The organism is Cupriavidus sp. FW216-B1 (assembly GCF_058789195.1).
In genome coordinates, this window is the sequence record NZ_JBYTEL010000022.1 from 1 (window position 1) to 18,230 (window position 18,230).

The window sequence follows — 18,230 nt, forward strand, 5'->3', positions numbered from 1 at the left end:
ACGTATCGCGTGCCGCTGCTCAGCAGCCTGGCCGGTACCGTCACAACCTGACTACATCCCTATTCGTTGCGTTGGCCAGCAGGCCCAGCGCAACACACCGCTCATGCCTGGTGACCATAGCGAGTTGGAACCACCCCTTCCCATCCCGAACAGGACCGTGAAACGACTCCACGCCGATGATAGTGCGGATTACCCGTGTGAAAGTAGGTAATCGCCAGGCTCTCTCTTAAAACCCCTCAGTACGTACGTACTGGGGGGTTTTGCTTTTTAGGGCGACCAAATTGGCTTCCGCCTCAATCACGTCGGCAGCGCGACTCCGATGACCGCGTAAGAGGCCCGCGCCGCGGCCCCACTGTCGCGTCCGCCCGTCAGAACCCCCGCATTGGCATGCATCAGGGTACTGGAGCCTTCCTTCCCCCATATCGTTCTGTTACCGTAGCTCCAAGCGCGGCTCGGGAAGCTGCGTGAAGCGGTTCGATGCATTGCGCAGTTCGAAAGATTTTCCAGAAAACCAAGGTCAGGCGACGCCGTCGCGCGCCGCGACAGGCCGCGGGATCCAGGTTTGGGGGAACGATGGCGGCCAGATTTTGCCTGCCGGCGCTGACCGGCGTGGTTGGCGCGCTGATTTTGGCGGGTTGCGGCACATTGGGAACGCCTCCCCAGGAGCAGGTCTCGGCCGTGCAGTCGGGACCGGGCGCCATCGCCGCGCCGTCGGCGATCGACTGCGGCCGCTTCGCGGCGCATATCGAGGCGCTCAAGCAGGCCAGCCTGTCCGAGACAGGCGCTTCGGCCGACCGTCCCGCCGAGAAACTGATGGCCGCCAACGCGGCCGGCGCCGAAGCCGAATCGCTCACCGATGCGGTCGAGCCACCGCCCCTGCTGGCGCGGCTGCCGCTGTTTTCCGCGGCTCCCGCCGGGAGTGCCGAACCACCCGGCTGGCAGCCCTGGAAGGTCAATCGCAACAAGACGCCCACGCGCTATACGCTGACGGAAGTCGGGCATCGCACGGTGTTGCATGCAGAAGCCGACAGTTCGGCCTCCGGCCTGTACGTGCCGCTGATCAGCCGCGACCCCGGCATGCTCAACTGGACCTGGAAGACGCGCGACGTGATCCGCAGCGCCGACAACGCCCAGGCGCCGCGCGAGGATTCGCCGCTGCGCATCTTCGTGGCGTTCGACGGCGACAAGGGTAGCCTGTCGCTCAAGGACCAGTTGATGTACGAAATGGCGCGGCTGACCACCGGGCGCGAGATGCCCTATGCCACGCTGATGTACGTCTGGGGCAGCCGCAAGCCGGAAGGCTCGGTGGTCTCCAACCCCCACACGGACCGCGTGCGCATGATCGTGGTGGACTCCGGCACCGCCCACGCCAACGAATGGCGCTGCCATCGCCGCGACCTGAGCGAGGATTACCGCAAGGCCTTTGGCGCCGATCCCGGCAAGGTGCTGGCGATCGGCATCATGACCGACACCGACAACACCAGGAGCCACGCGGAAAGCTGGTACGGCGACATCGCGTTCGACTGAAGCCCGCGCCGCGCGAACCCCGCATCGCAAGGCAATCCCAATACAAAAAAGCGCCGGAAGTCCTCCGGCGCTTTTTGTTTTGCGAACGGGGCCGCGGCAGCGCGCTCAGGCAGGCGCCAGCCACTTCTCCACCAGCTTGACGAAGAACGTGGAGCCTACCGGCAGGATCTCGTCGTTGAAGTCATAGCTGGGGTTGTGCAGCATGCACGGGCCGAGGCCGTGGCCGGCTTCGCGATGCACGCCTTCGCCATTGCCGATGAACAGGTAGCAGCCCGGCCTTTCCTGCAGCATGAAGGAAAAGTCCTCGGCGCCCATCGTCGGCTCGTACTTGCCGTCGACATTGCCCGCGCCCACCAGATCGGCGGCGACCTCCACGGCGAACGCGGTTTCCGCCTCGCTGTTGACCGTGGGCGGATAGTTGCGGCGGAACTCGAAATCGACGGTGCAATCGAACGCGCTGGCGACGGCGCGGGACACCTCTTCCATGCGGCGCTCGATCAGGTCGAGCACCGGCAGCGTGAAGGTGCGCACCGTGCCGCCGATCCAGGCCTGGTCGGGCACGATGTTGGTGGCGTCGCCGGCATGGAACTGCGTGACCGAGATCACCGCGGCGTCGATCGGGCGCTTGTTGCGCGTGATGATGCCCTGCAGCGCGGAGACGATCTGCGCGCTGGTGAAGACCGGGTCGTTGCCGTTGTGCGGCAGCGCGGCGTGCGCGCCCTTGCCGCGCACGACGATGCGGAATTCGTTGCTGGACGCCATGAACGGTCCCGGCGTGGTGCCGAACGAGCCGGCCGGCATGCCGGGCCAGTTGTGCATGCCGAACACGCCGTCGCACGGGAAGCGCTCGAACAGGCCGTCCTTGATCATCTCGCGCGCGCCGCCGCCGCCTTCCTCGGCCGGCTGGAAGATCAGGTTGACGGTGCCGTCGAAATTGCGGTGCTCGGCCAGGTAGCGGGCCGCGCCCAGCAGCATGGTGGTGTGGCCGTCGTGGCCGCACGCATGCATGCGGCCGTCGTGCTGCGAACGATGGCCGAAGGTATTGGCTTCCTGCAGCGGCAGCGCGTCCATGTCCGCGCGCAGGCCGATGCTGCGCCCGCTGCTGCCGTTGCGGATGACGCCGACCAGTCCCGTGGTGCCGAGCCCGCGATGGACTTCGATGCCCCACGCGGCGAGTTTCTGCGCCACCACGTCGGAGGTGCGCTGCTCATGGAAGCACAGTTCGGGATGGGCGTGGATGTCGCGTCGGATGGCGCGCATCTCGGTTTGCGCCTGAAGGATTTCGGGGAGAAGAGTCATGATGCCGGTTTGCCGGTGTTGGGCGTTGGATACCCGGATCATACGATGCCTGCGGATAAAGCGCCAAAGCGGCCCGGCGCGCCGGCGGCCCGCGCGGAGCGCAGCGGCGGCCGCGCCGGGTTGCATCCAGGAGGCATCCAGGAGGCATCCAGGAGGCATGCGGGCGGCACGCGGATCGCGTCCAGGCGCGCGTCCGCGCGCGGGGGTTTCCCCGCATTGCCCCGCTTGGTCCACTGCTGGAACAGTTCATGCTTGATGTGCCTGCCCGGCAACGCTGCCGCATCCGGCCGTCCAGCCGCCGCACCAAAATGCGGCGCGGGGGACGATGCGCCGCGCTGTCCCAACTGTCGTTTGCTACATTACTTTCCTGGAGAGTCGCGCGATGTCCCTTCGCACATGCAAGAAGGCATTTGGTGCCGTGGTAGTGACCGCAGCCATGAGCTTCGGCCTTGCCGGACAGGCCCAGGCAGTCGATTTCAAGCTGGCCATGAGCTCGCCGCCGACCTCGATGGATCCGCACTTCTACAACCTGTTCTCCAACATCAACGTCTCCGAGCACGTCTTCGAGTGCCTGGTGAAGATGGACGCGGACAGCAAGATCATCCCGGGCCTGGCCGAGTCCTGGAAGCTGGTCAACAACCTGACCTGGGAATTCAAGATCCGCAAGGGCGTGAAGTTCCACGACGGCTCGGAGCTGACCACCGACGACATCGTCTGGTCGCTCGACCGTCCGTCCACCATCCAGAACAGCCCCGGCAAGTTCGACGTCTACACCAAGGCGATCATCAACAAGAAGGTGATCGACAAGTACACCATCCAGCTCACCACCAACGCGCCGTATCCGCTGATGCTGAACGACCTGACGTCGATCTTCGTCGTGCAGAAGAAGGCCACCCAGGGCCTGACCTCGGACGACTTCGCGCAAGGCAAGGGCATGGTCGGCACCGGCCCGTTCAGGTTTGTCAGCTACGCGCGCGACGACCGGGTCGAGCTGGTCAGGAACCCCGACTACTGGGGCCCGAAGCCGGCCTGGGACAAGGTCACGCTGCGCTTCATCCCGAACCCCGCCACGCGCATGGCGGCGCTGCTGTCGGGCGACGTGCAGGCCATCGAGAACGTGCCCACGCCGGACTTGCCGCAGGTGCGCAAGGACCCCAAGCTGAACTTCTTCTCCAAGATCTCGCACCGCGTGATCTACCTGTACACGGATGACAAGCACGACAAGTCGCCGTTCGTCACCACCAAGGACGGCGCGCCGATGGACAAGAATCCGCTCAAGGACACGCGCGTGCGCACCGCCATCAGCATGGCCATCAACCGCCAGGGCATCAAGGACCGCCTGATGGAGGGCCTGTCCGAGCCGACCAACAACCTGGTGCCGCCCACGCTGTTCGGCTACAACCCCAACCTGAAGACGGTCAAGTACGACCCCGACGGCGCCAGGAAGCTGCTGGCCGAGGCCGGCTACCCGAACGGCTTCGGCATCACGCTGCACACGCCCAACAACCGCTACGTCAACGACGAGAAGATCGCCCAGACCATCGCGCAGAACCTGACCCGCATCGGCATCGCCACCAAGGTCGAAGGCATGCCGATGGCGACCTACTCGGCCAAGGGCATCAAGCACGAGTTCTCGTTCGGCCTGCTGGGCTGGGGCGCGCAGACCGGCGAGGTGAGCTCGCCGCTGCGCGCGCTGCTGGCGTGCGAGGATGCCAAGAAGGGCTTCGGCACCGTGAACTGGGGCGAATACTGCAATCCGAAGATGGACGTGGTGCTGGAAAAGGCCCTGTCCACCGTGGACGACGGCGAGCGCTCCAAGCTGCTGCAGGAAGCCACCGCGATCGCCATCAACGATGGCGGTATCATCCCGATCCATCAACAGGTGACGACCTGGGCCACGCAGAAGGGCATCACCTACGTGCCGCGTACCGACGAACGGACCTACGCGCACAATTTCCGGCCGCAGTGACGTGACGGCGGGGCGCGGCCACGAGGGCGCGCCCTTGCTGCATGACAATGTCGGCTTTTGCCGGCAGGCGCCCGCGGTCTGGGCGGGCGCCTGCCGCAGAATCACCCCCGGACGGTAGCCGGGCCTAGCCACAAGCCGACTGCCGGTGCAGCCGCGCGGCGCCCGACCGGCGCCGCGGCGGCCACCGGCGAAGGAAAGCTTCCGAACATGCTGGTCTTCATCATCCGGCGCCTGATGCAGAGCGTGGTCGTGCTCTTCGTCATGTCGCTGCTCGTTTTTCTCGGCGTCTTCGCCATCGGCAACCCGGTCGACATCCTGATCAATCCGCAGGCCGACCAGGAAGACATCAAGCGCACCATCGCCGCGCTCGGGCTCGACAAGCCGCTCTGGGAACAATACTGGATCTTCCTGCGCAACGCGCTGCACGGCGACCTGGGCATCTCGTTCGCGCACGGCACGCCGGCGCTCAAGCTGATCTTCGAGCGCATGCCGGCCACGATGGAGCTGGCCATCTGCGCGATCCTGCTGGCGGTGCTGCTCGGCATCCCGCTCGGCCTGTGGGCCGGCCTGCGCCCGAACGGCGTGGCGGGCAAGACCATCATGGGCGTGTCGATCCTCGGCTTCTCGCTGCCCACCTTCTGGGTCGGGCTGATGCTGATCATGGTGTTCGCGGTGCAGCTCGGCTGGCTGCCGTCCAACGGCCGCGGCGAGACCGTGCCGCTGCTCGGCGTGCCGGTCAGCTTCCTCACCGTGGACGGGCTGCGCCACCTGCTGCTGCCCGCGGTGACGCTGTCGCTGCTCAACATCGCGATGGTGATCCGCCTCACGCGCGCCGGCACGCAGGAAGCCATGCTGCAGGACTACGTCAAGTTCGCGCGCGCCAAGGGGCTGTCCAACACCCGCATCGTCGGCGTGCACGTGCTCAAGAACATCATGATCCCGATCGTCACCGTGATCGCGCTGCAGTTCGGTTCGATCATCGCGTTCGCCATCGTGACCGAATCCATCTTCGCCTGGCCCGGCATGGGCAAGCTGATCATCGACTCGATCCAGTTGCTGGACCGGCCCGTCATCGTCGCCTACCTGATGGTGATCGTGACGCTGTTCATCCTGATCAACCTGTTCGTGGACATCATCTACAGCGTGCTCGATCCGCGCGTGCGCATCGCCGACAACAAGGGCTGAGCCATGACAACCGCAACCGAAACCACCGCGGCGCCGGCGCCGCGCGCCGAGCAGACCCCGCTGCGGCGCTTCGCCAGCCTGTTCTTCTCCAGCAAGATCGCCGTCACCGGGCTGGTGCTGCTGGTCATCATCGTGCTGATCGCGCTGTTCGCGCCGTGGCTGTCGCCGCAGAACCCGTACGACCTGGCCACGCTCGACGTGCTCGACGCGCGGCTGCCGCCCGGCGAGCAGTCCGCCGCCGGCATGACTTTCCTGCTCGGCTCGGACGAGCAGGGCCGCGACATTCTCTCGGCGGTCATGTACGGCCTGCGCATCAGCATCGGCGTGGGCGTGGTCAGCACCGTGATCGCGCTGCTGCTGGGCGCCACGCTGGGGCTGATCGCCGGTTTCCTCGGCGGCCGCGTCGAGGCGATCATCATGCGCGTGGCCGACCTGCAGCTGTCGTTTCCGCCGATCCTGCTGGCGCTGATCCTGCTGGCCTTCCTGCGCCCCGGCATCGGCAACATCGTGATCGCGCTGGTGGCGGTGCAGTGGGCCTACTACGCGCGCACCACGCGCAGCGCCGCGCTGGTCGAGCGCCGCAAGGAATACATCGAGGCCGCCACCTGCCTGGGCCTGCCGCCGGGCCGGATCATGTTCCGCCACCTGCTGCCCAACTGCCTGCCGCCGCTGATCGTGATCGCGGCGCTGCAGGTGGCCTCGGCCATCACGCTGGAGGCCACGCTGTCCTTCCTCGGCCTGGGCGTGCCCATCACCGAGCCGTCGCTGGGCTCGCTGATCGCCAACGGCCAGCAGTACATGCTGTCGGGCAAGTACTGGATCAGCTTCTTCCCCGGCATCGCGCTGGTGGTCACCATCGTGGCCATGAACCTGGTCGCCGACCAGCTGCGCGACGTCCTCAATCCGCGCCTGCAGACGCAGTAACGCAGCACGACAGGAGCGAACATGAGCAAACCTACCCTGGTGGTGGAAGGCCTCAAGACCCAGTTCTTCACGCGCGCCGGCGTGGCGCGCGCCGTCGACGACGTCTCGTTCTCGGTCAACCGCGGCGAGATCATGGGGCTGGTGGGCGAGTCCGGCTCGGGCAAGTCGATGACCGGCTATTCGATCATGGGCCTGATCGACCCGCCCGGCAAGGTCGTGGACGGCCGCATCGAGCTGACCAGCCGCGACGGCGTCACGCGCGACCTGCGCCGCCTCACGCCCGCGCAGCAGCGCGACGTGCGCGGCAACCGCATCGCCATGATCTTCCAGGATCCGATGATGACGCTCAACCCGGTCCTGCGCATCGACACGCAGATGATCGAGGCGGTGCTGGCGCACGAGAAGGTCGACAAGGCGGTGGCGCGCGAGCGCTCGCGCAACGCGCTGGCGCGCGTCGGCATTCCCTCGCCGGACGAGCGCCTGCGGGCCTATCCGCACCAGTTCTCGGGCGGCATGCGCCAGCGCGTGGCGATCGCCATCGCGCTGCTCAACAAGCCCGACCTGATCATCGCCGACGAGCCCACCACCGCGCTGGACGTGACCATCCAGGGCCAGATCCTCTACGAGATGCAGAAGCTGTGCCGCGAATCCGGCACCGCGCTGATCTGGATCACGCACGACCTGTCGGTGGTCGCCGGGCTGGCCGACACGGTGTGCGTGATGTACGCCGGCAAGATCGTCGAGGCCGGCGACGTGCGCCAGGTGCTGGAGCGGCCCGAGCATCCCTACACCCACGGCCTGATCGGCTCGGCGCCGTCGCGCAATCCGCGCGGCGCGCCGCTGCGGCAGATTCCCGGCATGACGCCGTCGCTGCTGAACCTGCCCGCGGGCTGCGCCTTCCGCGAGCGCTGCGCCTATGCCACCGACGTGTGCAAGACGCCGCCCCCGCTCGACACCGCGGCCGACGGGCGCCGCCTGCGCTGCTTCCATCCGGTTCTGTCCCAGCAGGAGGCCGCATGAGCGCAGCCGTGATCGATCCCGCCCTCGCCTCGCGCATGCCCGAACCCGCCGCCGAGCCCACGCCCGGCGCGCCGATCCTCCAGCTCGAAGGCGTCTCCAAGCGCTTCGTCAAGTCGCTCGACGCCGCCGCCCGCATCGCCAACGTGTTCGGGGCCGGCGCGCGCGAGGAAGTCGTGCACGCGGTCGACCGCGTCGACCTGTCCATCCGCACCGGCGAGGTGGTCGGGCTGGTCGGCGAGTCCGGCTGCGGCAAGTCCACGCTGGGCCGCATGGCGGTCGGGCTGCATTCGCTGACCGAAGGCGCGCGCCGCTGGAAGGGCGTGGACCTGGACCGCCTGCCGCCCGAAAAGAAGCGCGAGAAGCAACTGGCGATCCAGATGATCTTCCAGGACCCCTACGCTTCGCTCAACCCGCGCCTGCGCGTGATGGACATCGTCGGCGAGGCGCCGGTGGTGCACGGCATGGTGCCGCGCGGCGAGCAGAAGCGCTACGTGGAAGACATGCTGGTGCGCGTGGGCATGGACCCCACCGTGCTGCGCCGCTTCCCGCACCAGTTCTCGGGCGGGCAGCGCGCCCGCATCGGCATCGCGCGGGCGCTGGCGGTCAAGCCGGAATTCCTGGTGTGCGACGAATCGGTCGCCGCGCTCGACGTGTCGATCCAGGCCCAGGTGCTGAACCTGTTCATGCGCCTGCGCGAGGACCTCGGCCTGACCTACCTGTTCATCAGCCATGACCTCGGCGTGGTCAAGCACATCAGCGACCGCGTGGTGATCATGTACCTGGGGCGGGTGGTGGAGTCGGCGCCGGCCGAGGACGTGTTCGCCAGCCCCAACCATCCCTACACCCAGGCGCTGCTGGCCGAGGCGCCCAGGCTCGAGGTCGGCAAGAAGACCTTCGTGGCGATCAAGGGCGAGATTCCCTCGCCGCTGCATCCGCCGCCCGGCTGCCACTTCCATCCGCGCTGCCCGCACGCGATGCCGCGCTGCCGCGAGGCGCAGCCGCTGCTCAGGGAAATCGCGCCGCAGCGGTTCTCGGCCTGCCATCTGAACGACATGGCGTGATCTGGCGGCCCGCCGCGCGGGCCGCCGTCTGCCGTGTCCGCCGTCCTAGCGAATCACCTGCCCGCGCGAGTTGATGATGGTCATCTCGACGAATTTCGAGCCGATGTGGCTGTCCGGGCCGAAGTTGATGATGTAGCCGCCCAGGTCGTAGTTCTTCATGGTTTCCAGCGCGGCGATCAGCTTGTCGCGCGTAAGGTCCTTGCCGGCGCGGCGCAGGCCCTCGACGAAGGCCTTGGCGGCGATGAAGCCCTCGATGCTGGCGTAGTCGAAGTCGTTGTGCTTGCCGGCCGCCTGCAGCAGGCGCAGGTATTCGCGCACCACCGGCAGCGTGGCGTTGCCCGGATGCGGCATGACCTGCGAGATGATCACGCCGCTGCCCTTGGGACCCACTTCCTTGGCCAGCGCCTGCGTGCCGACGAAGGACACGTTGTAGAACTGGCCGTTGTAGCCGCGCCGCAGCGCTTCCTTGACGAAGGCGCCGGCGGTCCGGTACGCGCTGATCATGACCACCGCGTCCGGCGTGGCCTTCATCGCGCCCTGCATGGCGTCGCCGATTTCCGCGGTGTTGCGCACCACGCCCTCGCGCGCGACGATCTGCACGCCGCTGTCCGGCGCGGCCTTGAGCGCGCGCTCGAGGCCGTCCAGCCCGGCCTTGCCGTAGGCGTCGTCGTTGTAGACCACGGCCACGCGCTTGAGGCCGGTGGTCTGGATCTGGCGCAGGATCGCGGCGGTTTCCTCGTTGTAGCCGGCGCGCACGTGGAAGGCGTAGCGGTTGAACGGCTGGCGCAGCGACTGCGCGCCCGTGAACGGCGCGAAGAACGGCACCCGCGCCTGCGTCGCCAGCGGCAGCGAGGCCTCGCTGGTGGCGGTGCCGACGTAGCCGAACAGCGCGAAGACGTGGGCGTCGTCGATCAGCGCGCGGGTGTTCTTGGCCGCGGCCTCCGGCTCGTAGTAGTCGTCGAGCGCCTTGAGCTCGATCTTGCGGCCGTACACGCCGCCTTGCTGGTTGATGAAATCGAAATAGAGCTGCGCGCCGGCGTTCATCTGCTTGCCGAGCACCGCGGTGGGCCCGGTGAGCGCCGCCGACTGGCCCAGCACGATGCTGTCCGCGCTGACGCCGGGCTGCGCGCTGCCCTGCGCGCCGGCGTTGGCAATGAACGAGCCGATGGCGCATGCCACCAGCAGGCTGGCGATGCGCCGGCCCCTGACCCCAGAATGCACTTGCATGGTTCCCCCGCGAAAACGGTCTGTTTTTCTTACCCGTGGATGCCTGCCGGTCTGCGCCGGCGCTGCCGTGCCGCCCGCCGTGGCATGGTTCCCCGGCGCAGCGCCGGGCTATCATAATCGAATACAATCGGAGCCTGATAATTTCTCCCAGCGGCGCCCGCCGGGACGACGCCGGCGTACAACACGCGAGGCAACCCGCGAGGCCCGGCCCGCGTGCCCGACCCGCGTGCCAGGCATCGGCTGGCGGCCGGCCGGCTGGAGCGGCACGGCCAGGCCCGCGGCGCGGTGTGACCGCCCGGCCGCCCGGCTCCCCGGCAATGGCAGCGCCGCCGCCCCCACTCGCTCGCCAGGAGATTTCATGGCTTCCCGCATCGTCCGTGCCGCCTGTCCGCACGATTGTCCCGACACCTGCGCCTTGCTCGTCACCGTCGAGGACGGGCGCGCCGTCAAGGTGGCCGGCGACCCCGACCATCCCGGCACCCAGGGCGTGCTGTGCACCAAGGTCTCGCGCTACCCGGACCGTACCTACCACCGCGACCGCCTGCTCACGCCGATGAAGCGCGTGGGCGCCAAGGGCGAAGGCCGGTTCGAGCCGATTTCCTGGGACGAGGCGCTCGACACCGTGGCCGCGCGCCTGTCCGCCATCGCCGCGCGCGACGCGCAGGCGATCGTGCCCTACAGCTATGCCGGCACGATGGGGCTGGTGCAGGGCGAAAGCATGGCGGCGCGCTTCTTCCACAAGCTCGGCGCCTCGCTGCTGGACCGCACCATCTGCGCCAGCGCCGGCGCCACCGCGCTGCGCTACACCTACGGCGCCAGCCTCGGCATGGACATCGAGCACGTGCCCGACGCCCGGCTCATCATCATCTGGGGCGGCAACCCGATCGCCTCCAACCTGCATTTCTGGACGCGCGTGCAGGAAGCCAAGCGACGCGGCGCCACGCTGGTGGCGATCGACCCGTACCGCTCGCTGACCGCCGAGAAGTGCCACCGCCACATCGCGCCGATGCCCGGCACCGACGGCGCGCTGGCGCTGGCCATCATGCACGTGCTGATGCGCGACGACCTGCTCGACCACGAGTACATCGCCAGCCACACGCTGGGCTTCGAGGCGCTGCGCGAGCGCGCGCAGGCCTTCACGCCGGCGCGCGCGGCCGCGCTGTGCGGCATCGACGCGGCCGACATCGAATGGCTGGCCGGGCTGTACGGCAACCTCGCCGTGCGCGAGCGCCAGCCGGTGGCGATCCGCCTCAACTACGGCATGCAGCGCGCCCACGGCGGCGGCCAGGCGGTGCGCGCGGTGGCCTGCCTGCCGTCGCTGGTGGGCGCGTGGCGCCATGCCGCGGGCGGCCTGCAACTGTCCACCTCCGGTTTCTTCCCGGTCGACACGCAGCGGCTGCAGCGCCTGGACCTGCTGCCCACGTTGCCGGCGCTGCCGCGCACGGTCAACATGAGCACCATCGGCGACGCGCTGCTCGACGCCGGCAACGGCGCCGGCGGCCCGAAGATCGAGGCGCTGGTGGTCTACAACAGCAACCCGGTGGCGGTCGCGCCCGATTCGAGCAAGGTCGCCGCCGGCTTTGGCCGCGAAGACCTGTTTACCGTGGTGCTGGATCACTTCCGCACCGACACCGCCGACTACGCCGACATCCTGCTGCCGGCCACCACCCAGCTCGAGCACGTCGACGTGCACAAGGCCTACGGCCACACCTACTTCCTGGCCAACAACCAGGCCATCGCCCCGCTCGGCGAGGCGCTGCCCAACACCGAGATCTTCCGCCGGCTGGCGCGGCGCATGGGCTTCACCGAGCCGTGCTTCGCCGACAGCGACGAGGACATCGCCGCCCAGGCCATCGTCGCGGCCGACCCGCGCGCGGCCGGCATCAACTGGGCGTCGCTCAAGGAAAAGGGCTGGCAGAAGCTCAACCTGCCGGCCGCGCCGCTGGCCGAGGGCGGCTTCGCCACGGCCTCGGGCAAGTGCGAGTTCTACTCCGAGGCCATGCGCCGCGACGGCTTCGATCCGCTGCCCGGCTACGTGGCGCCCTACGAGACGCCGGCCACCGCGCCGGAGCTCGCCGCGCGCTACCCGCTGGCAATGATCTCGCCGCCGGCGCGCAATTTCCTCAACAGCTCCTTCGTCAACGTCGACAGCCTGCGCGCCACCGAAGGCGAGCCGCACCTCGACATCCACCCGGAAGACGCCGCCGCGCGCGGCATCGCCAACGGCGGCATGGTGCGCGCCTTCAACGACCGCGGCAGCCTGCTGGCGCGCGCGCGCGTGACCGACCGCGCCCGGCGCGGGCTGGTGGTGGGGCTGTCGATCTGGTGGAAGAAGCTCGCGCCCGACGGCAAGAACGCCAACGAGCTGACCAGCCAGCGCCTGACCGACCTGGGCCGCGCGCCGGTGTTCTACGACTGCCTGGTGCAGGTGGAAGCCGTGCCGGCCGCGGCCACGCCGGAGCCGGCCGCGCCATGAGCCGCTGGCCGGCCCGCATGCTGCTGGCCCTGGCCTTGCCGGGGCTGGCCGCCATGCTGGCCGGCTGCGACACGGTCGGCTACTACGCCCAGTCGATCGGCGGCCACCTCGGCCTGATGGCCGAATCCCGGCCGCTGCCGGACGCCATCGCCGCCGCGCGGGAGGCCAAGGACACGCGGCTGGCGCAGCGCCTGGCGCTGGCCGGCACCATCCGCGACTTCGCCTCGAAGGCGCTCAAGCTGCCCGACAACGGCAGCTACCGGCGCTACGCCAACCTGCACCGGCCCTACGTGGTGTGGAGCGTGTTCGCCACGCCCGAGCTGTCGATGGAGCTGCACAAGTGGTGCTTCCTGGTGGTGGGCTGCATCAGCTACCGCGGCTACTACGACCAGGCCGACGCCGACCGCTACGCCGAAGGCCTGCGCAAGGACGGGCTCGAACCCTACGTGGCCGGCATCCCGGCCTATTCCACGCTGGGCTATTTCGACGACCCGCTGCTCAACACCTTCGTCTACCAGCCCGAGGGCGAGCTGGCCCGACTGATCTTCCACGAGCTGGCGCACCAGGTGGTGTACGTGCGCAACGACACCACCTTCAACGAGTCCTTCGCCACCGCGGTGGAGACCGCCGGCGTGGAGCGCTGGCTGGCGCTGGCGGCGTCGCCCGAGGCGCGCGCCAGCTACCGCCAGTACGACCTGCGCCGCCAGCAGTTCCGCGCCATGCTGCTCGAGACGCGCGACCGCCTCGACGCGCTCTACCGCTCGGCGCTGGCGGACGACGCCAAGCGCGCCGGCAAGGCCGCGATCTTCGCCGGGCTGCGCGCGCAATACGCGCGGCTCAAGGTGGAGTGGGGCGGCTACAGCGGCTACGACCGCTGGTTCGAGAAGCCGCTGACCAACGCGCAACTGGCCGCGGTGGCGACCTACCAGCAATGGGTGCCGGCCTTCACCGCGCTGCTGGCGCGCAACGGCGGCGACTGGACCGCCTTCTATGCGGCCGCCAGGCGCATCGGCGACCTGCCGCGCGCCGAGCGCGACGCGCGCCTGCGCGAGCTGGCGCCGCCGGCCACCAGGGGCGAGCCGATCCAGGCCGGCGAGGGTGGCGGCGGCGCGGCGGGCGGGGCCGTGCCGGGTGCGGCGCGCGCCAGCGGCGCGCCGGACATGCCTACCGCGCAGAATGCGCCGGCGGCGCCGGCCACTTCGGCCACTTCAGCCATAACGAGCGCGCCGGCGCCCGCCGCCCGGCCCTGATCCGGCACGTCAGGCACGTGCGCGCATCGGGCGCATCAGGCGCCCGCGGGCCGCTTCATCCGGCACAGCGACGGCAGGTTGAGGTCCCGCGCCGGCGTCATGCCGTCGAAGCGGAAACCGTACTGCGTGCCTTCCACGCCGACCTTGACCGTCTTGCCGTCCACCGGCGCGATGGTCGACACCACCTGCGGCATCAGCAGCTGGTGGTCGCCCTTGCGCATCAGCACCTCGCCGACGGCGGAGCGGTACTGCATGCCTTCGAGCGCCAGCGCGACGCTGGCCGCCTCGTCGGACTGCGCGCGGCGCATGGCCTCGCCGAGCATCTGCACGGCGATCAGCACGCGCGGCGCGAAATACTCGCCGGCCGGGGTCTGCCGCACGCGCGCGGCGAGCGCGTTGAGCGCCGCGTCGTCGCCGTTGGGCATGTACTCGGCGACCCAGGTCAGGCGCGCGTTCCTGGCCTGCGCCACGGCCGCCACCGTGCCGGGCGCGCCGCCGCCGCTGTTGTTCAGGTAGTTCAGCGCATAGCCGGTGTCGCCGGCGGCCTTGACCAGCAGGCTCAGGTCCTGGCCCCAGTTGCCCGTGACCACGGTATCGGCGCCGCTGGCCTTGATCATGCCGACGTAGGGCGCGAAGTCCTTGACCCGGGCCAGCGGATGCAGCGCCTCGCCGACGAACTCCACGTCGGGCCGCGCGTTGGCGATCATCTGCCGGCCCAGCGCCGCCCACACGCGCCCCTGGGTGTAGTCCTGATTCAGCAGGAAGACCTTGCGCATGCCGCGGTCGCCGCGCGCGAACTCGGCCAGCGCGCGCATCTTCATGGCCGCGTTGGCCTCGGTGGAGAACAGCCAGAAGCTGCAGCGCATGCCGGTCAGGTCCGGGTCGAGCGAGGCGTAGTTGACGACCAGGATGCGCTGGCCCGGGTTGCGCTCGTTGTGGCGGTTGACGGCCTCGACCAGCGCGCTCACCACCGGCGAGCCGGAGGCGCCCGTGAACACGATGCGCACGCCGGCGTCGATGGCGCCCTGCAGCGCGGTCAGGCTGGCCTGCGGCGAGAGCTTGTTGTCATAGCTGAGCAGCTCGTACTTGCGCCCCAGCACGCCGCCCTGGGCGTTGGCGTCGTCGAGCGCGAACTTCAGGTTGGCCAGGAAGATCTCGCCGACGTTGGCCAGCGGCCCGGAAAGCTGGTCGATGAACGCGACCCTGATCGGCCCGGCCACCGGCGGCGCGTCCTGCGCGCGGGCCGGCAGCGGCAGCGCGGCGGCCAGCGTGAGTACCGCCGCCACCGCCATCGTCGCCAGCCGTCCGGCCATGCCGGCCGGGCGCATCCACTGTCCAAGCATTGCTAACCCCCTTGCGTCGGTTTTCCGGCTGGTCCCGCGTGTCCCGCAGGTGTCGATGCGGCGGCGCGCCGGGGTCGCCCGGGTGGCGCGGGTCGCCGGCGATGCGGCCGAAGGCCCGCCCTGCGATGCGGACCAGCGCGGTGATCATGCCGCCCCCGCAGGCGGCGCGCAACTCCGGCGCCCGCATGCGCTCCGGTTTCCCGTGGCCGTGGAAGCCCTGCGTCCAGGCGTGGGAAGAGCGGATTCGCTCCCGTACGTGTCCGGGGAAATCTACTCTTTGGTACGTTCATATACCATTGGGTATGATGCTATGGACAATGCCGGGTCAGGTCAAGCGCAGTGCCTTTGCCCGCCCGTCCCGCCCCCGCTGCATGCGAGAATCGCATCATGCCGACTGCACAGAAGACCGTTCCCGCCGAGGTGGTTCCGGAGGTCGCTCCCGACGCCGCGCGCGCGCGTTCGCACATCGCCGAGCGCCAGGAGGCGCGCCGCCGCCAGATCCTCGATACCGCCGCGCAGTTGTTCTACACCAAGGGCTATCCCGGCATGACCATGAACGACCTGTGCCGGGCGCTGGGCGTGACCAAGCCCGCGGTCTACTATTACTTCACCGACAAGTACGAGATCTTCGACATCCTGTGCCGCGAGTCGGCGCAGACCTGCCTGCCGGTCATCCGCGAGACCGCGGACCCGGCGCTGCCGGTGCGCGAGCGCCTGCATGCCTGCCTGCTGGAAATGGCGCGCCGCTGCATCGACTGCTACGTGCCGGCCACGCTGAGCTTCCGCGACAACCAGTACCTGCGGCCCGAGACCGTGGCATGGCTGGGCAGCATGGCGCGCGCGTTCTACCGCGATCTCTACGCGCTGCTCGAGGAAGGCAGGCGCGCCGGCGTGTTCCGCTACGGCGACGCGCGCGTGACCGCGCACGCGATCGGCAGCGTGGTCGGTTTCATGTACACCTGGCACGAGCCGGGCCGCCTGCCGCCGCGCGCGCTGGCCGAGGAACTGGCGACCAACATGATGAAGATGGTGCTGCCGGTGGAAGCCTGACTAGGGAATTCCCGTGGGCCGCCTGAACTGTGCGCTAGACTTCACGTCAAACCACGGAGTTTGCCCAGAGGACTTCATCTAACGTGTTGTCTTAACAGGGTGTCGCGTTTAGCATCTGTCGAAAATCGAACGACCATTCAGAAAATCAGGAGACGGTGCATGGAAAGACTATGGCTTAAGCACTACCCGGCGGGCGTGCCCGCCGAGATCGACGGCAGCCAGTACCGTTCGCTGGCCGCCCTGCTTGAGGAATCCTTCCGCACCTACGCCGACCGCCGCGCCTTCGTCTGCATGGACAAGGCCATCACCTACGGCGAACTCGACCGGCTTTCGCGGCAGTTCGCGGCCTGGCTGCAGACGCGCGGCCTCAAGCCCGGCGCGCGCGTGGCCATCATGATGCCGAACGTGCTGCAGTACCCGGTGGTGCTGGCCGCGGTGCTGCGCGCCGGCTACGTGGTGGTCAACGTCAACCCGCTCTACACCCCGCGCGAGCTCGAGCACCAGCTCAAGGACAGCGGCGCCGAGGCCATCGTCATCCTGGAGAACTTCGCCACCACGCTGCAGCAGGTGCTGCCGGTCACGCCGGTCAAGCACGTGGTGGTGGCCAGCATGGGCGACCTGCTGGGCGGCCTGAAGGGCGCCATCGTCAATTTCGTGGTGCGCAACGTCAAGAAGATGGTGCCGGCGTGGGAGCTGCCCAACTGCGTGCGCTTCAACACCGTGCTGCAGGAAGGCAGCCGGCTGGAACTGAAGCCGGCCAATACCGGCCCGGACGACATCGCTTTCCTGCAATACACGGGCGGCACCACGGGCGTGTCGAAGGGCGCCGTGCTGCTGCACCGGAACATCGTCGCCAACGTGCTGCAGTCCGAGGCGTGGATGCAGCCGGCGCTGGCCAAGGGCGCGCCGATGGAACAGTTGATCACCATCACCGCGCTGCCGCTCTATCACATCTTCGCGCTCACGGTGTGCTGCCTGCTGGGCATGCGCGGCGGCGGCCTGGGCGTGCTGATCCCCAATCCGCGCGACATTCCCGGCTTCATCAAGGAGCTGCAGAAGTACAGGTTCAACACGTTCCCGGCGGTCAACACGCTCTACAACGCGCTGATCAACAGCCCGGACATCGGTAAGGTCGATTTCTCCGGCCTGCGCGTGGCCAACGGCGGCGGCATGGCGGTGCAGGAGGCGGTCGCCAAGAAGTGGCTGGAGAAGACCGGCTGCCCGATCATCGAGGGCTATGGCCTGTCGGAGACCTCGCCTTCGGCCACCTGCAACCCGACCGACACCGATGCCTTCTCCGGCACCATCGGCCTGCCGCTGCCGTCGACCGAGATCGCCATCCGCGACGACGACGGCCGCGACGTGCCGCTCGGCCAGCCCGGCGAGATCTGCATCCGCGGCCCGCAGGTGATGGCCGGCTACTGGAACCGCCCCGACGAGACCGCCAAGGTCATGACGCCGGACGGCTTCTTCAAGACCGGCGACATCGGCGTGATGGACGCGCGCGGCTACACCAAGATCGTCGACCGCAAGAAGGACATGATCCTGGTGTCCGGCTTCAATGTGTACCCGAACGAAATCGAGGGCGTGGTCGCCGAATGCCCGGGCGTGCTGGAAGTCGCCGCCGTGGGCGTGCCCGACGAGCACTCGGGCGAGGTGGTCAAGCTGTTCGTGGTCAAGCGCGACCCGGCGCTGACCGAGGCCGAGCTGATCGCCTTCTGCAAGGAGCGCCTGACCGGCTACAAGCGGCCCAAGTACATCGAATTCCGTGGCGAGCTGCCCAAGACCAACGTGGGCAAGATCCTGCGCCGCGAACTGCGCGACAGCCGCAAGGCGGCATAGGCCGCGGCAGCTGGATTGCCGACAAGACTTCCATAGCCCGAAGGTTTGCTCCCCTCT

General features: G+C 68.7%; 13 protein-coding genes and 1 rRNA gene. 11 read left to right on the plus strand and 3 right to left on the minus strand.

Annotation, left to right across the window (positions count from 1 at the left end; all coding sequences use genetic code 11):
• Window positions 1-106 precede the first annotated feature (106 nt).
• Window positions 107-220 (plus strand): 5S ribosomal RNA (rrf, locus tag AC3WXD_RS29155).
• A 353-nt stretch (window positions 221-573) separates the two neighbouring features.
• Complete coding sequence (locus AC3WXD_RS29160) at window positions 574-1,527, plus strand: DUF3047 domain-containing protein (RefSeq protein ID WP_492325209.1); 954 nt, start codon at window positions 574-576, stop codon at window positions 1,525-1,527.
• A 105-nt stretch (window positions 1,528-1,632) separates the two neighbouring features.
• Here the strand turns inward: AC3WXD_RS29160 and AC3WXD_RS29165 are convergent, their stop codons facing one another.
• Window positions 1,633-2,826 (minus strand): M20 aminoacylase family protein, encoded by a 1,194-nt coding sequence (locus AC3WXD_RS29165; RefSeq protein WP_029043952.1) that lies wholly within the window; start codon window positions 2,824-2,826, stop codon window positions 1,633-1,635.
• 382 nt (window positions 2,827-3,208) lie between these two features.
• Here AC3WXD_RS29165 and AC3WXD_RS29170 point away from each other — a divergent pair, with 382 nt between their 5' ends.
• The 5 genes from AC3WXD_RS29170 (at window position 3,209) to AC3WXD_RS29190 (ending at window position 8,985) form a co-directional block, all read left to right on the plus strand.
• Window positions 3,209-4,795 carry an ABC transporter substrate-binding protein gene (locus AC3WXD_RS29170; protein WP_454732247.1) on the plus strand — a complete coding sequence of 529 codons (1,587 nt, stop codon included), beginning with the start codon at window positions 3,209-3,211 and terminating at the stop codon, window positions 4,793-4,795.
• A gap of 207 nt (window positions 4,796-5,002) precedes the next feature.
• On the plus strand, window positions 5,003-5,980 hold the full coding sequence (locus AC3WXD_RS29175) for an ABC transporter permease (RefSeq protein WP_020204699.1): 978 nt from the start codon (window positions 5,003-5,005) through the stop codon (window positions 5,978-5,980).
• A gap of 3 nt (window positions 5,981-5,983) precedes the next feature.
• Window positions 5,984-6,904 (plus strand): ABC transporter permease, encoded by a 921-nt coding sequence (locus AC3WXD_RS29180; protein ID WP_492325210.1) that lies wholly within the window; start codon window positions 5,984-5,986, stop codon window positions 6,902-6,904.
• Window positions 6,905-6,925: 21 nt separating this feature from the next.
• Complete coding sequence (locus AC3WXD_RS29185; protein ID WP_020204701.1) at window positions 6,926-7,924, plus strand: ABC transporter ATP-binding protein; 999 nt, start codon at window positions 6,926-6,928, stop codon at window positions 7,922-7,924.
• Complete coding sequence (locus tag AC3WXD_RS29190; RefSeq protein ID WP_059413462.1) at window positions 7,921-8,985, plus strand: ABC transporter ATP-binding protein; 1,065 nt, start codon at window positions 7,921-7,923, stop codon at window positions 8,983-8,985. The genes AC3WXD_RS29185 and AC3WXD_RS29190 overlap by 4 nt, the downstream gene beginning before the upstream one ends.
• Window positions 8,986-9,030: 45 nt before the next feature.
• Here the strand turns inward: AC3WXD_RS29190 and AC3WXD_RS29195 are convergent, their stop codons facing one another.
• Window positions 9,031-10,212: an ABC transporter substrate-binding protein gene (locus tag AC3WXD_RS29195; RefSeq protein ID WP_020204703.1), complete on the minus strand. Its 1,182-nt coding sequence runs from the start codon at window positions 10,210-10,212 to the stop codon at window positions 9,031-9,033.
• Between the two features lie 358 nt (window positions 10,213-10,570).
• Between AC3WXD_RS29195 and AC3WXD_RS29200 the strand changes: the two genes are divergently transcribed.
• Window positions 10,571-12,688 carry a molybdopterin-containing oxidoreductase family protein gene (locus AC3WXD_RS29200; protein ID WP_492325211.1) on the plus strand — a complete coding sequence of 706 codons (2,118 nt, stop codon included), beginning with the start codon at window positions 10,571-10,573 and terminating at the stop codon, window positions 12,686-12,688.
• The gene (locus AC3WXD_RS29205) at window positions 12,685-13,938 is read left to right on the plus strand and encodes an aminopeptidase (protein WP_492325212.1); all 1,254 of its coding nucleotides are present in this window, start codon (window positions 12,685-12,687) and stop codon (window positions 13,936-13,938) included. Before AC3WXD_RS29200 ends, AC3WXD_RS29205 begins: the two co-directional genes overlap by 4 nt.
• Before the next feature lie 35 nt (window positions 13,939-13,973).
• Here AC3WXD_RS29205 and AC3WXD_RS29210 read toward each other — a convergent pair whose 3' ends face one another.
• Complete coding sequence (locus tag AC3WXD_RS29210) at window positions 13,974-15,251, minus strand: branched-chain amino acid ABC transporter substrate-binding protein (protein ID WP_492325244.1); 1,278 nt, start codon at window positions 15,249-15,251, stop codon at window positions 13,974-13,976.
• Between the two features lie 417 nt (window positions 15,252-15,668).
• Between AC3WXD_RS29210 and AC3WXD_RS29215 the strand changes: the two genes are divergently transcribed.
• Both AC3WXD_RS29215 and AC3WXD_RS29220 read left to right on the plus strand, forming a co-directional pair.
• Window positions 15,669-16,331: a TetR/AcrR family transcriptional regulator gene (locus AC3WXD_RS29215; protein ID WP_454732243.1), complete on the plus strand. Its 663-nt coding sequence runs from the start codon at window positions 15,669-15,671 to the stop codon at window positions 16,329-16,331.
• 159 nt (window positions 16,332-16,490) lie between these two features.
• Window positions 16,491-18,173 (plus strand): long-chain fatty acid--CoA ligase, encoded by a 1,683-nt coding sequence (locus tag AC3WXD_RS29220; RefSeq protein WP_029043955.1) that lies wholly within the window; start codon window positions 16,491-16,493, stop codon window positions 18,171-18,173.
• The last annotated feature ends 57 nt before the right edge of the window (window positions 18,174-18,230 follow it).

Bases quoted from the DNA above. Each gene is read 5' to 3' on its own strand.
- AC3WXD_RS29215 (WP_454732243.1), top strand. From the start codon at position 15,669: ATGCCGACTGCACAGAAGACCGTTCCCGCCGAGGTGGTTCCGGAGGTC.
- AC3WXD_RS29170 (WP_454732247.1), top strand. From the start codon at position 3,209: ATGTCCCTTCGCACATGCAAGAAGGCATTTGGTGCCGTGGTAGTGACC.
- AC3WXD_RS29210 (WP_492325244.1), bottom strand. From the start codon at position 15,251: ATGGCCGGACGGCTGGCGACGATGGCGGTGGCGGCGGTACTCACGCTG.
- AC3WXD_RS29195 (WP_020204703.1), bottom strand. From the start codon at position 10,212: ATGCAAGTGCATTCTGGGGTCAGGGGCCGGCGCATCGCCAGCCTGCTG.
- AC3WXD_RS29185 (WP_020204701.1), top strand. From the start codon at position 6,926: ATGAGCAAACCTACCCTGGTGGTGGAAGGCCTCAAGACCCAGTTCTTC.
- AC3WXD_RS29160 (WP_492325209.1), top strand. From the start codon at position 574: ATGGCGGCCAGATTTTGCCTGCCGGCGCTGACCGGCGTGGTTGGCGCG.
- AC3WXD_RS29180 (WP_492325210.1), top strand. From the start codon at position 5,984: ATGACAACCGCAACCGAAACCACCGCGGCGCCGGCGCCGCGCGCCGAG.
- AC3WXD_RS29200 (WP_492325211.1), top strand. From the start codon at position 10,571: ATGGCTTCCCGCATCGTCCGTGCCGCCTGTCCGCACGATTGTCCCGAC.
- AC3WXD_RS29190 (WP_059413462.1), top strand. From the start codon at position 7,921: ATGAGCGCAGCCGTGATCGATCCCGCCCTCGCCTCGCGCATGCCCGAA.
- AC3WXD_RS29220 (WP_029043955.1), top strand. From the start codon at position 16,491: ATGGAAAGACTATGGCTTAAGCACTACCCGGCGGGCGTGCCCGCCGAG.
- AC3WXD_RS29165 (WP_029043952.1), bottom strand. From the start codon at position 2,826: ATGACTCTTCTCCCCGAAATCCTTCAGGCGCAAACCGAGATGCGCGCC.
- AC3WXD_RS29205 (WP_492325212.1), top strand. From the start codon at position 12,685: ATGAGCCGCTGGCCGGCCCGCATGCTGCTGGCCCTGGCCTTGCCGGGG.
- AC3WXD_RS29175 (WP_020204699.1), top strand. From the start codon at position 5,003: ATGCTGGTCTTCATCATCCGGCGCCTGATGCAGAGCGTGGTCGTGCTC.